7 protein-coding genes are annotated in these 15,744 nt (G+C 68.6%); 2 read left to right on the top strand and 5 right to left on the bottom strand.

The annotated features are described in order from the left end of the window. Positions 1-63: 63 nt before the first annotated feature. Entirely contained in the window at positions 64-1,587 is a 1,524-nt protein-coding gene (gene argJ, locus J2X41_RS11570) for a bifunctional glutamate N-acetyltransferase/amino-acid acetyltransferase ArgJ (protein WP_310081989.1), read from the bottom strand. Next, positions 1,584-2,564 carry a peptidylprolyl isomerase gene (locus tag J2X41_RS11565; RefSeq protein ID WP_310081988.1) on the bottom strand — a complete coding sequence of 327 codons (981 nt, stop codon included), beginning with the start codon at positions 2,562-2,564 and terminating at the stop codon, positions 1,584-1,586. The genes argJ and J2X41_RS11565 overlap by 4 nt, the downstream gene beginning before the upstream one ends. A 497-nt stretch (positions 2,565-3,061) precedes the next feature. Between J2X41_RS11565 and secA the strand changes: the two genes are divergently transcribed. Next, entirely contained in the window at positions 3,062-5,827 is a 2,766-nt protein-coding gene (secA, locus tag J2X41_RS11560; RefSeq protein ID WP_310081986.1) for a preprotein translocase subunit SecA, read from the top strand. A 212-nt stretch (positions 5,828-6,039) separates the two neighbouring features. On the opposite strand, the gene J2X41_RS11555 is transcribed toward secA, so the two are convergent. Beyond that, entirely contained in the window at positions 6,040-6,465 is a 426-nt protein-coding gene (locus J2X41_RS11555) for a MarR family transcriptional regulator (RefSeq protein WP_310081984.1), read from the bottom strand. A 156-nt stretch (positions 6,466-6,621) separates the two neighbouring features. On the opposite strand from J2X41_RS11555, the gene J2X41_RS11550 reads away from it, so the two are divergent. Beyond that, the gene (locus J2X41_RS11550; protein ID WP_310081982.1) at positions 6,622-7,617 is read left to right on the top strand and encodes an alpha/beta hydrolase; all 996 of its coding nucleotides are present in this window, start codon (positions 6,622-6,624) and stop codon (positions 7,615-7,617) included. 327 nt (positions 7,618-7,944) lie between these two features. Here J2X41_RS11550 and J2X41_RS11545 read toward each other — a convergent pair whose 3' ends face one another. Next, positions 7,945-9,384, bottom strand: coding sequence for a DEAD/DEAH box helicase (locus J2X41_RS11545; protein WP_310081980.1), 1,440 nt, complete (start codon positions 9,382-9,384; stop codon positions 7,945-7,947). A 295-nt stretch (positions 9,385-9,679) separates the two neighbouring features. Continuing rightward, positions 9,680-15,622, bottom strand: coding sequence for an autotransporter outer membrane beta-barrel domain-containing protein (locus J2X41_RS11540; RefSeq protein ID WP_310081978.1), 5,943 nt, complete (start codon positions 15,620-15,622; stop codon positions 9,680-9,682). Positions 15,623-15,744: the final 122 nt, after the last annotated feature.

Genomic DNA, 15,744 nt, shown 5'->3' with positions numbered 1-15,744 from the left:
AGGACCCGCGTTCCGGAACTCACTGATGGATTCCGAAAAGAGTTTGTCGGAAAGAAGCATGCGCTAGCTCCGATAATCTCCGTTGATCGCCACGTACTGCTTGGTCAGGTCGCAGGTCCAGACCGTGGCCGAGCCCTTGCCGACCCCCACGTCGACCGACACCTCGAACTCGGCGCGCTTGACGTACTGGCTCATCGCCGCCTCGTCATATTCCGCCGAGACCAGGCCGTCGCGGGCGGCGTAGAGATCGCCGAACCGGACGCTGATCTTCTCGCGATTGACCGGCTCGTCGGCCCGGCCCACGGCCATGACGATGCGGCCCCAGTTGGCGTCCTCGCCGGCGAAGGCGGTCTTGACTAGCGGGCTCTCGGCGATGGTGCGGGCGATCTTGCGGGCCGACAACGGGCTCTCGGCGCCGTTGACGGTGATCTTGACGAACTTGCTGGCCCCCTCGCCGTCGCGCACCAGCTGCAGGGCCAGGTCCAGCAGCACCGCCTCCAGCTTCTCGCGGAAGTCGGCCAGGCGGCGGTCGCCGGCCCGGTGGATCTTGGGGGCGCCGGATTTGCCGGTGGCGAACAGCAGCAAGGTGTCGTTGGTCGAGCGGTCGCCGTCCACCGTCACGCAGTTGAAGGTGGTGCGGGTATAGAGGCTGACCAGGGTCTGCAGCGCCGCCGGGGCGATGGCCGCGTCGGTGGCCACGAAGGCCAGCATGGTGGCCATGTCGGGCGCGATCATGCCCGAGCCCTTGCAGACGCCGGCGATCCGCACCTCCTGGCCATCGATCGTCGCCGTGGCGTAGGCGCCCTTCGGGAAGGTGTCGGTGGTCATGATCGCCGAGGCCGCGCCGGCCCAGGCGTCCTCGGTGAAGCGGGTCTCCACCTCGCGCAGGTTCGAGATGATCTTGCTGTCGTCCAGGATCACGCCGATCACGCCGGTCGAGGCCATCATCACGTCGCGCTGGCGGCAGTCGAAGCGCTTGCCGACGGCGGTGGCCACCCGGCGGACCGCGTCGGCCCCGGGCTTGCCGGTGAAGCTGTTGGCGCAGCCGGCGTTGACCACCAGGGCGCGGACGTCCTCGCCCTTGCTGGCGGCCAGCTGGCGCTTGCACCAGTCGACCGGGGCCGAGCCGACCCCGTGGCGGGTGAAGACCCCGGCCGCCGAAGTCCCCTCGGCGAAGCGCATCAGCAGCAGGTCCTCGCGGGCGTGCTTGTAGAATCCGGCGCGGCCGGTGGCGATCTCGACCCCGGCGATCGGCGGGATGGTCGGAAACGGCACGGCCAGGGGCGAGACGGCCAGGCCCGGCTTGCCCGGGGCGCCCGCGGCGGCGGGGGCGACGGCCGGCTTGGCGGCCTGGACCGCTTCGGGCGAGCCGGTGTTGGCGTCCTTCTGGGCCCGGCGCAGGCCGGCGCGCTTGAGGGCGGCGGTCAGCGGGTCGACCAGGGCCCGCTCCAGGGTCTGGCCGACGCTGGCGCCGACCTGGCCGACGATCTCGGCCGGGGTCGGGGCGCTGGCGGCCGCCGGGGTCTTGGCGGGCTTGGCGGCGGTCTTGGCCGCGGTCTTCGGCGCTGGCTTGGGAGTCTTGGTCATTTCTTGGCCGGAGCTTGAGCGGGGGCGGAGGCCGGCGGGGCGGCGTCGAGGTCGGAGGAGGGGGCCTGGTCGGCCGCGCCGAGCGGGGCCGAGGCCGGCTCCTGAGGCGCGCCGGGCACGGCCTGCGGCTTGCTGGCCAGCATCTCGACCTTGGCCCCGCCGCGCAGCTTCTCCAGCAGGTCGCGGACCTGGTCATAGGTCAGGAAGCGGACGATCTGCGGCCGGGCGGCCTCCAGGGTGATCGGTTCCTCCAGGCGTTTGTCTTCGACGCGCAGCACGGCCCAGCCGCCCTCGGTCTGGAAGGGGCCGACCAGGGCGCCCTTCTGGGCGTCCTTCAGGGCCACGGCGTAGGCGGGCGGCATGACGTCGACGGTGAAATAGCCCAGGTCGCCGCCGTTGAAGCGGGTGGCCGGATCGGTCGAGCGCTCCATGGCCAGGGCGTCGAACGAGGCGCCGGCGGTCAGCAGCTTCTTGACGGCCTCGGCGTCGGCCTGGCTGCCGACCAGGATCTGGCGGGCGCGGATCTCCTCGCTGCGCTTGGACAGCTTCTGCTGCTCGGCGTAGAGGCCGCGGATGGCGTTCTCGTTGACCGCCTTCTCGACGACGTTCTCGACCAGCATGTCGCCGAGGATGCGCTCGCGCGCCGCGGCCAGGCGGCGCTGGGCCACCGGGTCCTTGTCCAGCTTCTGCTTGAGGGCCTCGGCGGCCAGCAGCTTCTGATCGACCACCTCGTCCAGGCGCTGGCGGAACAGGTCCGAGCCGATGTCCAGCGGCTCGCCCTCGCTGATCAGCCCCTGGGCCACGGCCTCGCGCTTGACGTCGCTGGCCCACACGGTGTGGCCGTCGACCCGGGCGACGGCGGTGTCGCCGGGCTCGGGCGGCCGCTCGTCGGCCTTGTCACGGCCGCAGGCGGCGACCAGCAGGGACAGGACCAGGACGGCGACGAGGCCGTGAACGCGGGACTTGGTCATATTCATAAGGGGTCCGGCTGACTCTCATTGAGCGCTCTAGCGCGGTTTATCGCCAAGAGGAAACAGCTTCGCGATCTTGTTCGCGCGCGGCCTAAGAAGACCCCTCTCTCTTTGAGAGAGGGAGGGGGCCCGCCGCGAAGCGGTGGGAGGGTGAGAGGTTTCACCGCTGGCCGGAAACCCCTAACGGATTCCGCCGCCAAGGATCTGATTACTCTCTAGATGTCCGCAGATGTCCGCCGAACAGCCGCGTCTCATTCGGTGAGAGTGTAACCTCTCACCCTCCCATGGCTTCGCCATGGGCCCCTCCCTCTCTCCAGGAGAGAGGGATCTTCAGGCGCGACAGCCCCCGCCTCGCGTTGACACCCGGTGGGCCGGTGCTTAAGTCTCCGCGCGCGTACAGGACGTGGAGTTTCCGCGCGCTTCGACGCCTCGAATTTACCGTAGTGAAGGCCTTCAAGCCCTAGCGCCGGCCTCACAGACACCCGCTCCGGAACCTTCCCTTCATGCTCGGCTTCGCCAAAAAGTTCTTCGGCTCTTCCAACGAACGCAAGGTCAAGGCGATGTCCGCCCAGGTGGCGAGGATCAACGCCCTGGAGCCGGAATACGCCGCGCTGTCCGACGAGGCCCTGCGGGCCAAGACCGACGAGTTCAAGGCCCGCCTGGCCAAGGGCGAGACCTTGGACAGCCTGCTGCCCGAAGCCTTCGCCGTGGTCCGCGAAGCCAGCAAGCGCGTGCTGGGCATGCGCCACTTCGACGTCCAGATGGTGGGCGGCATGGTCCTGCACACCGGCGGGATCTCGGAAATGCGCACCGGCGAGGGCAAGACCCTGGTCGCCACCCTGCCCACCTATCTCAACGCGCTGGAAGGCAAGGGCGTCCACGTCATCACCGTGAACGACTACCTAGCCAAGCGCGACGCCGAGTGGATGGGCCAGATCCACAACTTCCTGGGCCTGTCGTACGGGGTGATCGTCAACGGCCTCAGCCAGGGCGAGCGACAGCGCGCCTACCGCAGCGACATCACCTACGGCACCAACAACGAGTTCGGCTTCGACTATCTGCGCGACAACCTCGTCTACAGCGTCGAGGAAATGGTCCAGCGCGGCCACCATTACGTGATCGTCGACGAGGTCGACTCGATCCTGATCGACGAGGCCCGCACGCCGCTGATCATCTCGGGCCCGACCGAGGACCGCAGCGAGTTCTACAAGACCATCGACGTCCTGGTGAAGGAGCTCATCAAGGACAAGACCAACTACGACCACGACGAGAAGCAGAAGCAGGTCATCCTCACCGAGGATGGCCAGGAGCGGATCGAGGAAATCCTGATGTCGGGCGGCCACCTGGCCGAGGACACCGCCGGCCTCTACGACGCCGCCAACATCTCGGTCGTGCACCACGTCAACCAGGCCCTGCGCGCCAACATCCTCTACACGCTGGACAAGGACTACATCGTCAAGGACGGCGAGGTGATCCTGATCGACGAGTTCACCGGCCGCATGATGACCGGCCGCCGCCTGTCCGAGGGCCTGCACCAGGCCATCGAGGCCAAGGAAGGCGCCAACATCCAGCCCGAGAACCAGACCCTGGCCTCGGTGACCATCCAGAACTACTTCCGCCTCTACAAGAAGCTGTCGGGCATGACCGGCACCGCGGCGACCGAGGCCCAGGAATTCGACGACATCTACAAGATGACCGTCAGCGAGATCCCGACCAACCGCCCGGTGATGCGCATCGACGACGACGACGAGGTCTATCGCACCGAGCGCGAGAAGAATGAGTCGATCCTCAAGCAGATCGCCGACTGCCACGCCCGCGGCCAGCCGATCCTGGTCGGCACCGTGTCGATCGAGAAGTCCGAAGAGCTGTCCAGGCTGCTGTCGACCTATGCCTGGGAATGGGAAGGCAAGAAGCGCAAGGGCATCCCGCACCAGGTGCTGAACGCCCGCTTCCACGAGCAGGAAGCCGGCATCGTCGCCGACGCCGGCGTGCCCGGGGCGGTGACCATCGCCACGAACATGGCCGGCCGCGGCACCGACATCCAGCTGGGCGGCAACCTCGACATGCGCCTGGCCAACTGGCGCCAGCAGCAGAAGGGCCTGGGGATCACCCCGACCCACGAGGACGAGCTGGCCCAGAAGGCCGAGCTGGAAACCGAGATCGGCGAAGCCAAGGCCAAGGCCCTGGCCGCCGGCGGCCTGTTCGTGCTGGGCACCGAGCGACACGAGAGCCGCCGCATCGACAACCAGCTGCGCGGCCGTACGGGTCGTCAAGGCGACCCGGGCCGTTCGAAGTTCTTCCTGTCGTGCGAGGACGACCTGCTGCGGATCTTCGCCGGCGAGCGCCTGGACGCGATCATGCGCACTTTCGGCGTCCAGGAAGGCGAGGCGATCACCCACAAGTGGCTGAACAACGCCATCGCCACCGCCCAGAAGCGCGTCGAGCAGCGCAACTACGAGATCCGCAAGAACCTCCTGAAGTACGACGACGTCGTCAACGACCAACGCAAGGCCGTGTTCGAGCAGCGCCAGGAGTTCATGGAGGCCACCGACCTCTCGGAGATCATCACCGAGATGCGTCATGACGTGATCGACGACTTCGTCGCCCGCTACATGCCGCCCAAGGCCTATGCCGAGCAGTGGGACATCGAGGGGCTGGACGAGCGCGTCCAGGCGATCCTGGGCCTGACCTTGCCGCTGAAGGAGTGGGCCGCCGAGGAAGGCTTCGGCGACGAGGAGATGCGCGAGCGCCTGGTTAAGGCGGCCGACGCCTACGCCGCCGAGCGCGAGGTGATCATCACCCCCGAGCAGATGCGCTCGGTGGAGAAGAACTTCCTGCTGCAGATGATCGATCTGCAGTGGCGCGAGCACCTGATGCACCTGGACCACCTGCGCAACGTCATCGGCCTGCGCGGCTATGGCCAGCGCGACCCGCTGAACGAGTACAAGACCGAGGCCTTCTCGCTGTTCGAGAAGCTGCTGGGCGACCTGCGCACCAACACCACCCGCTGGCTGATGACGGTCGAGATCGCCTATGCCGAGCCCGAGCCGCTGCACACGCCCGAGGGCCTGATCCAGGTGCACCTGGATCCGTTGAGCGGCGAGAACGTCGCCACGGCCGGCGCCCTGCCCGAGGGCCTGTCGCCCGAGCAGCGCGAGGCCCTGCCGGTCTCGGTCCTGCCGGAAGGCTGGGAATTCACAGCCCGCAACGGCGCCTGCCCCTGCGGCTCGGGCAAGAAGTTCAAGCACTGCCACGGGGCGCTGGTTTAAGGCCTGAGCGTCTGGTGATTATGGAAACGCCCGCCCTGGGAGACTGGGGCGGGCGTTTTTGCTTTCATATGCAGCGGGACGCCCCCTCCGTCACGATGCGTATCCGCATCGCGCCACCTCCCCCGCTTTGCGGGTGAGGAGGATCGGGTCTTTCTCCTCCGCCGTGCAACGGGGGAGGTGGCCGCGAAGCGGACGGAGGGGGCGTCCGGCCGCTATTCCACCAGCGCCGCGCGCAGCGCCTGAACCTGGCGGTTGAGGGCGTCCAGCTGGTCCAGGGTCATGGCCGACCTGGCCAGCAGGGTCTCGCCCAGGCAGTCGCACTGGTTCAGCAGGGCGCGCCCGGCGTCGGTCAGGCTCACCTGGACCTGGCGCTCGTCCACTGTGCCGCGCCGGCGGGCGACCAGGCCGGCCTGCTCCAGGCGCTTGACCAGCGGGGTGATCGTGCTGGACTCCAGCGCCAGCCGCTGGGCGATCGCGCCCACCGTCGCGCCGCCGTCGGCCTCTCCCAGCACGTTCAGCACCAGGTACTGCGGATAGGTGATCCCCATCGCGTCCAGCATCGGCTTGTAGGTGCGGGTGATCGCCATGCTGGCGGCGTACAGGCTGAAGCAGATCTGGTTGTCCAGCGGAATGGGCACGACGGGGATCCTCATGGCGCAAGCGGGCCTGCCAACTTCATACCACGAAAAATGATATCGCGATAAAGATTATGCTGGACAGGTCGTCGCGGGCGCCTTAGCCATATCGTTATCGCGATAATGAATATTGCCGTAACGATCCAGAGAGACACGAAGATGAGCCAGTCGATCCAGCAAGCCTCGCGCCGCACCATGATGACCGCTAGCCTGGGCCTGGCCGCCGCCGCGGCCGCCGCCCCGTTCTCCGCCGCCGCCCAGGGCCGCCCCGCCGCCGCCAAGGGCGTTTCCGCCGCCACGGGCGCCGCCAAGTCGACCGCCGGCAGCGGCTTCGTCACCGTCCAGGACGGGACTCAGATCTTCTACAAGGACTGGGGTCCCAAGACCGCCCAGCCGATCGTCTTCCACCATGGCTGGCCGCTGAGCAGCGACGACTGGGACGCCCAGATGTTGTTCTTCCTGGGCCAGGGCTATCGCGTCATCGCCCATGACCGTCGCGGCCATGGCCGCTCCACCCAGACCGACACCGGCAACGAGATGGACACCTACGCCGCCGACGTCGTCGCCCTGGCCCGCCATCTGGACCTGAAGAACGCCATCCATGTGGGCCACTCCACCGGCGGCGGCGAGGCCATCCACTACGCCGCCCGGGCCGACGCCGGCCGGGTGGCCAAGGTGGTGCTGGTGGGCGCGGTGCCGCCGATCATGCTGAAGACGGCGGCCAATCCCGGCGGCCTGCCCAAGGAGGTCTTCGACGGTTTCCGCGCGGCCCTGGCCGCCAATCGCGCCCAGTTCTTCCACGATGTCGCGGCCGGCCCGTTCTACGGCTACAACCGCCCGGGCGCGAAGGTCTCGCCGGCCACGGTCGAGAACTGGTGGCGCCAGGGCATGATGGGTGGAGCCAAGGCCCACTACGACTGCATCACCGCCTTCTCGGAAACCGACTTCACCGACGACCTCAGGGCCGTCGACCTGCCGGTGCTGGTGATGCATGGCGAGGATGACCAGATCGTGCCGATCGCCGACAGCGCCCTGCTGAGCGTCAAGCTGCTGAAGAACGGCGTGCTGAAGACCTATCCGGGCCTGCCGCATGGCATGGCCACGACCCACCCCGAGCTGATCAACAAGGACCTGCTGGCCTTCTTCAAGGCGTAGGGGTTCCAAGTCCGACGCGTGATCCTCGTCCTTCGACGGGCTCAGGATGAGGACCATGTGCAGGCGCAGTAGAAAACCTCATCCTGAGCCTGTCGAAGGACGAGGTTTTCGCTTCCACTGAATCAGAAACGCCCGCCCCGGGAGACCGGAGCGGGCGTTTTGCTGTCGTGGCGTGGCCGGACGCCCCCTCCGTCACGATGCGTATTCGCATCGCGCCACCTCCCCCGCGATGCGGGTGAGGAGGAAGCGGGCCCGTTCTCCTCCCCCGTGTAACGGGGGAGGTGGCGGCGAAGCCGACGGAGGGGGCGTCAGGCCGCGATCACGTCCTTAGTCGATCGGGTTCCAGCGTTCCGACGGGGCGGCCGCGCGCTTGGGGCCGCGGAAGTCGTTGCCGCCCGAGCGGGCCTGGCCCTGGGCTTGCGCCTGGCCTTGGCCGGCGCCCTGACCGCCGCCGTTGCGGCCGCGACCCTGCTGGCCGCCCGGCTTGCCCTGGCCCTGGCCAGCGCCCTTGTTGGGACGGTTACGCTGGCGGCGCAGTTCGGACGGGACGTTGTTGCGCGGGTCGGCGCGGCGTGGATCGACGTACTTTTCCGGCGGGGCCAGCTTGTCGGCCACGGCCGCGGCGGCCGCCAGGCCCTTGTCGTTGCGACGGTCGAAGGTCGGGATCGTCTGGCGGGTGGCCTTCTGGATGTCCTTCAGCAGCGGACGTTCGTCATCGGCGCAGAAGCTGATGGCGATGCCGTCCTTGCCCTTGCGGGCGGTGCGGCCGATCCGGTGGACATAGGCCTCCGGCACGTTGGGCAGCTCGTAGTTGAACACGTGGCTGATGTCGTTGACGTCGATGCCGCGGGCGGCGATGTCGGTGGCGATCAACGCCTTGACCTGGCCGGCCTTGAACGAGGCCAGGGCCCGTTCGCGCTGGCCTTGCGTCTTGTCGCCGTGGATGGCGGCGCTCTCGATGCCGCTGGCGACCAGGTACTTGGCCACCCGATCGGCGCCGCGCTTGGTGCGGGTGAAGACGATGGCGCGCTCGACGCTCTTGTCGGCCAGCAGTTCGGCCAGCAGGGGGCGCTTGCGCTGGGCCTCGATGAAGATCAGCGACTGGTCGATGCGCTCGACCGTGGTGGCCTGCGGGGTGATCGACACCTGGGCCGGGTTCTTCAGCAGCTCGCCGGCCAGCTTGCCGATCTCGCTGGGCATGGTGGCCGAGAAGAACAGGTTCTGGCGTTCCTTGGGCAGCTGGCTGGCGATCTTGCGGATCGGCACCACGAAGCCCAGGTCCAGCATCTGGTCGGCTTCGTCGAGCACGAAGATCTCGACGCCGTTCAGGTGGGCGCTCTTTTCGCCCAGGTGGTCCATCAGTCGGCCCGGGGTGGCCACGACCACGTCGACGCCGGCCGCCAGGGCCTTCATCTGCGGGCCGTACTTCACACCGCCGAAGATGGTGGCGACGGTCAGGCCCATGTGCTTGCCGTAGTCGCGGAAGCTTTCGGCGATCTGGGTGGCGAGTTCGCGGGTGGGGGACAGGACCAGGCAGCGGAAGCCGCGGCGCGGGGCCGGCTTCTTGTCTTCGGCCAGGCGGTGCAGGATCGGCAGGGCGAAGGCGGCGGTCTTGCCGGTGCCGGTCTGGGCGATTCCCAGCAGGTCGCGGCCCGACAGCACCAGCGGAATGGCTTGCGCCTGGATCGGGGTGGGCGTGGTGTAGCCCTTGTCGGTCAGCGCCTTGAGAAGCGGTTTGGCGAGGCCGAGATCGGTGAATTGAGTCAAGTCAGAAGCTTTCGTGCAGCCGCGAGACGGCGCATGCGATCCTCGCACGGCTCGCCTGGCGGCGGGTCGGTGGGGAGCGCCCCGCGTGACACGGGCGGTCTGATGAGAAGCTTTCGGTGCGCTCGACAGGCTGGACCCGGAAGGGTCCCTCACGCGGCTGGAGCGCCGATAACGCCAGATGGCGTGAGGCCTATGTCGTTTATTGCAGGTGCGAAGTCAAGAGCCGAGCTGGCGCGAGCCCTTTTGACGCAAGCGGTTTCGGAGACCCGCGCCGGAGCGCGGGTCTCCGAGGGGATCAGAACTTCCAGTTCAAGCCGACCAGGAGCGCCTGGCGGCCGCCGTCGCCGAACTCGCCGGCATAGGTGGCCGACGCGGTCAGGCCGGGGGCCAGGTCGTAGCCGACGCCGGCGCCGGCCGTGGCCAGGGTCCCGTCACGATCCAGTCCGCCGACGCGGATCGGCGTGGCCAGGCTGGCCAGGGCGCCGGACGCGGTGGTGTCGCCGCCGTCGGCCGTGGCGCGGAAGCCCAGCGAGGCGAACGGGTGAAGGCGCGCGCCCGCCGTTTGGCCGCCCAGCACCTCGACCTGGCCGTCGACGAACCAGGTCGACGACTTGTCTTCCTGGACCGTGAGGGCGAAGGCCCCGCCGCCGCGTTCGACGAAGCCGTCGCGCGTGGCCCGGACGTAGCTGGCGCCCAGGCGCGGCCGCACCGCCCAGTCGGCGTTCAGCCGGGCGCGGTAGGCCAGGTTGACGTCGGCGATCCAGCTCTTGAGCTTGTAGTCGCCGCTCGCCGTGGACCCGCCGGGGGCGGCGCGCCGGGTGTCGACGTCGGCGCCGTCATGGGCGGCCATGGCCCCCAGCTGAAAGCCGCCGATCCGGACCTGTCCCTGGACGCCGACTGCGAAGCTGTCGGTCTGGGTGCGCACGTCCAGGTCGCGGATCCGCTGGCGGCCGTTCAGATAGCCAACGAAGACCCCCGCCCAGGCCGAGTCGACGCCGTAGCCGACGCCGGCCAGGCCGCCCTGGGTGTCGATCTTGCCCTTGGCCACGCCGAGGCCGGCGTCGCCGTCCAGGGTGCGGCGGCTGGCGATCGCCTGGCCGAAGCCGAACAGGCCCGGCGCCTCGGGGGCGAAGCGGGCCTGGGCGCGCGACGCGTCGACGATCGTCAGGCCGTCCTCGAGCGCCAGCTGGGCGGCCGAGGCGTAGGCCTGGGGCGTGACCCGGGCCAGGGCGCGCGGGTCGCTCTTGCTGGTGGCCGGATCGACCAGGGCCGGGAAGGCGGCGATCAGCGGGGCGCCGACCTTGTCCGCGACCAGGGCGGTGTTCAGCGTGCCGATCAGGCTCGAGACCTGGGCGGAGAAGCCGGTGTCGGTGGTGAACAGGCCGACGGCCTGCAGACGCGTGGCCGACTGCGCGATGTGCAGGTTCAGCCCTTGAGCGCCGTCGATGGTCGAGAACGCGCCGACGATCCCGCCGCCGGCGGTGATCAGGTCCAGGCGGCGGCCCGGCGTCAGGGCCGCGGCGCCGACCAGCTTCAGGGTCGAACCCTGGGCGATGGTCACCGTGCCCGACACCACAAGCTGGTCGCTGACGGTCGGGGTGATTTCGAACAGCGCGGTCGAGCCCGCCGCCAGGGCGACGTCGCCCGTCACCGTCATCGTGCCCGGCGAAGCCCCCGGGCTCAGCGTCCCGGCCACGGCGATATTGCCGGTCACCGCGCCAGCCGAGCCGAAGGTCGCGCCTTGGGCCACGACGATATTCGACGCGGTCAGGCGCGAGCCAGCCAGGCCGATCAGGCGTCCGTTGCGGACCTGGATCGTGTCGAAGCCGTAGTCGCCCGCCACGCTGACCACGCCCGATTGCAGGTCCAGCGTCTCGAAGCCGGTGAAGGGCGTGGAACCCAGCGCGGTCGGCGCCGCGTCCGTGCCGCCCAGCGCCAGGGCCAGCGTATCGAAGCCGCTTCCGCCGTTGGCCGAGCCGGCGAACGTCCCGCCGGTGGTCAGGCGCAGGGTGTCGTCGCCGGCCCCCAGGTCCAGGGCGCCGGAGAACGCGCCGCCCACCGCCATGGTGTTGGCGCCGCTGCCCAGGCTCAGGTTGTCGGCGTTCAGGCTCGAACCGGCCGCCACGGTCAGATTCTGGCTGTTGGTGAGCAGGTGGTCGAACTTGGCCGCGCCGCCCGTGAAGTTCAGCGCGCCCGTGCCGGTGACCTGCAGGGTCTCGAACTGCTGAAGTTGGTCGCCACGCAGCGAAAGGTCGGCGATCAGGTCGATGTCGACCCTGTCGCTGCCCGCCCCGCCCAGGACCGTACCGATCAGTTGGCTGCCTGCGGCCAGCTGGAACACGTCGTCGCCGGCGCCCAGGTCGACCGTGCCGTCCAGCTTGCCGCCTGGCAGGATCGACAGCGTCTGGCCGGCCCCGCCTTCGAAGGTCGTGGTTTCGCCGGCCGCGCCGAGCACGCCGGAGACGGCCATCTGGCCGCCGTCCAGGGCGATGGTCTCGAAGCCGCTCAGCGAACCGCTGACGGTCACGGGCGCGGCCGCCGTGAAGCGGACCCTGTCGATCCCCGCGCCGCCCCTGTAGGCGCCGGCGAGTTGGGTGAACTCGACCTGCAGATTGTCGGCCCCGCCGCCCAGGTTGACCTGGGCGATGTCGGCGTCGATGTGGACGGCTTCATCCTGGTCGCCGCCCGAGAGGCGGCCCACGGTGTGGGATCTGGCGGTCAGATAGGCGTTGGCGCCAGCCAGGCTGATGGAGTCCCAGTCCTGGTCGAGCGCCAGGGTCAGGTTGCCCAGTCCGGTCACGCCCAGGTTCTCGAAGCCGCTGCGGAGATGCGGGCCGTTGCTGTCGCCGGCCAGCTCGAGGATGTAGGTGTCGCTTCCGTCGCCGCCGTCGATCGCGCCGCCGACGGTCGAGCCCCAGCCTTCGGTATAGGTGTCGTCCCCCGCGCCGAGCTGGACGGCGCCGCCGATCGAGCCGTGGTTGACCACGGTGTCGACGCCGTCGCCCAGGGCGGCCCCGCCCGAGATCGAGCCGTCGACCGTGAGGTGCTCGGACCCCGCGCCGCCGGCGAAGGTGACGGCGCCGGTGGTGGTCGCGCTGTCGCCGGCCAGGACGACCGCCGAGCTGTCTTCCAGGACGATCGGACCTGTCCCGAAGGCGCCGACATAGTTGAGGCTGCCGCCGCCGATCTGCTTGAAGCTCTCGAAGTTCACGAACTGCGCGGTCGAGATCGCGCCGCCGCCGGTGGAGTCGATGACCAGGGTGTCCAGGCCGTAGCCGCCGTCCACCGCGCCGTTCATCGTGCCGCCCACCCACTGGACGAACGTGTCGTTGCCGTCGCCCAGGGTGACGTCGCCGTTGATCGTGCCGTAATTCTCGATCCGGTCCTCGCCCCAACGGACGTCGACGCCGCCATTGATGACGCCCTCGTTGTGTACGGTCATGGCCGTGTAGTAGGTGCTGGAGATGGCCTTTCCGGTGGTGCTGGTGATCTCGCCGCCCGCCGCGTTGGTCACGGTCATGGCCAGGCCGAAGTCGGCGTGGATCGCATCCGAGCCCGTGCTCTTGATCACGCCGCTGTTGTTGATCGTGAACGGTCCCATGGGCGAGGGATAGTCGTAGGTCGTCTGGAACGCATAGCCGCCTGTCGCGATGGTCCCGCTGTTGTCGAGGGTCGCGACGTTCTTGACGCCCACCGCCGGCGCGCCGCCGACGGCCTGGGTGATGCTGCCGGTATTGGTGAGGGACATTGCCCCGTTCACGCCGACCACGCCGCTCAGGGTGATCGAGCCGGAATTGGTCACCGAGGCGCCGCCGAAGATGGCGCTCACCGTGTAGAAGGGGCTGGCCGGGCCGCTGGCCGAGATGGCGCCGACGTTTTCGAACGTCGCCTGATCGTGCAGCGCGATGGCGTTGTTCGTCGAGCCGCTGGATGGATAGGCGCCGGCCTGGGTGTAGGTGATCGCGCCGCGGCTGATGATCGACTGCGGACCCCGGGTGTCCCAGACTTGGCCGTAGTCACCCCAGAGGGCGATGGCGTTGGACCAATTGGTGGTGATGTCCGCCGTCAGGTCCAGCGAGCCCTCGCCCGTGAGATTGAGCGTGGAGTTCAGCGCGCGGGCGGCCGTCACCTTGGCGTTGGCGGCGTTCTGCAACACCAGGCCCAGAGCTTCGAACCCGGCGGGCAGATCCACGGTGGTCGTGGTGTCGGCGCCAATGCGCAGGACTAGGCGGTCAATGCCTTCTCCGGCGTCGACCACGCCCGTGACGCCGGTGAAGCGTCCGTCCACGAACCGGCTCAGATCGGTGACGAAGACGTCGTCGCCCGCGCCAAGCTTGAGGTTCCCGTTCAGCATTCCGCCGTCGTCCGTGAAGGCGTCGCGTGAGGGGAAGGCCGAGTTGCCGATGAAGTCGATGTCGCCGTTGATCACCCCTGCGTTGGCGACGCGATTGCCACCTCCGAAGGTTCCATTGGAGGTGATGGCGACCGGCCCGGAGATGGTCCCGCCCACGAGGTTTTCAAGGCTGGAATAGTACATCTCCACGCCGGCGCCGGCGCCCGTCGCCTTGATCGAGCCGCTGTTGGTCACGGCGCCGTAGAACACGCTCACACCGAAGGTCGCGCCCTCGATCGAGCCGGTGTTCACAAACTCGTTGCCGTACGATCCCCCCTGGCTGACGCCCGTGGTCTGGGAGCGAATGGCGCCGTTGTTCTGGAAGAGGCCGTTCGACGATACGCCCAGTCCTTCGGCGGTGATGACGCCGTTGTTGATGAAAAAGTTTTGCCCGGGATTCCAGATCAGCAGCCCTTTGCCGCCGTTGATCGCCGCAATGTCGCCGTTGTTGGTAAAGGCGGTGGGGCCATCGACGGCCAGGGCGAAGTTCAGCGAGGCGTAGTAGTAGGGCGGCTGGTAGTTCGGGTCGTAGGTGAAGTTGATAGCGCCGTTGTTGACGAACTCGATCTGCGCGCCGGTGTTGAAGCCGGTGAGAAGCTGAAGGCCCTGGCCGGTGGTGGTGAGATTGGCGTTGGAGACGACCCGGCCCTTGCCCGTGAAGACCACGTCGTTGAGGGAGTCGATACCGAACGTCGCGGTCGCATCGTTGCTCAGGCGAACCTGGTACTTCTGGAAGTTGGTCGGCAGGACGACGCGTCCTTTCAGGCCGTCCAGCACGGTGTCCTGCGCTAGGTCGAACACCAGGGTATTGGTTCCGCCGCCACCGTCGATCGTTCCGGTGACGCCCAGGGCGCGGCCGTTGGCGAGGTCCAGGCTGGCGATCAGCGTGTCGTCCATGGAGCCGAGCAGCAGGTCGCCGACGATGGTTCCACCGACATTGTCGACCAGATTGTTCGAATAGTAGATCGGTCCGGTGTTCACGATCGAGCCGATGATGGTCCCGCGGTTCCAGATCGCCTGGGATCCCGCCATCTGGATGGCGATCGGGCCCCCGGACGAGATCACGCCGCCGATCTCGTTCCTGACCGATAGGGCAAGGGGCGCGCTGACCGCCGGCCCCGCCCCCAGGTTGGTGATCAGGCCGGTGTTGACGATGTATCCGCCGGTCTGGGCCAAGTCGATGGTCGCGGCCGCGCCGTTCGACTGGATCACGCCGCTGTTGTCGACGCCGCCGGCGTAGGGCCGGCCGTTCGTCGGGCCGCTTCGGTAGGCGCTGTCGCTTCCGCCGTCGATCAAGCCGGCGTTGGCCAGCGTGCCGACCGCCGCGTTGATGCCGCCGATGAAACCGCCCTGGCGGTTGGTGACCGTCTGGAAGCCGGCATAGTCGCCGGCGACCAGGGCCGGACCGGTTGTCGACCGGATCTGGCCGGCGTTGTCGAGCGTGATAGCCGCGTTGGCCCAGGCGCTCCCGGCGCGAGCCTGGATCGCCGTCGCCCCCACGATTTCACCCGCCGCGCCGACGGTGAGATCGAGGTTGACGTTGTTGTAGGCCGCCGCGCCGGGCAGGCCGTCGAGGAAGACGCCCGTGGTCGCGCCGCCGTCGATCCGCCCATCGACGGTCAATGTATGGCTTGAGCCATACTGAAAGGTCGGGTCGAGCGTCGCGAGATAGGCCGCCGTGTCGTCGGCGCCAGGCGTCAGCACCGCGCCGGCCGTGACGTTGGTGGTGCTGGAACGGGCGACGGTCAGCCCGTCGCTGTTGACGCCGGAACAGGTGAGGATGACGTCGGCCCACAGCGGCGCCGAATTGAGGCAGTCGGCGAACGCCGCGCTTCCCATTCCCATCGTCAACGCCAAAACGCTGCAGCCCAACCAACGCTTGCGCTTGGCGCGCGCGAAACCACCCAACTCGACCACTGGAAACGCCCCCGAAAACACCACCTAGAGGAGCGGTTCTAGCTTTGCCG

Origin of the sequence: Caulobacter sp. BE254, assembly GCF_031457295.1 — a bacterium.
Taxonomy (GTDB): domain Bacteria; phylum Pseudomonadota; class Alphaproteobacteria; order Caulobacterales; family Caulobacteraceae; genus Caulobacter.
The sequence above is the reverse complement of the archived record's forward strand: the minus strand, read 5'-3'. Positions and strand labels throughout refer to the sequence as shown.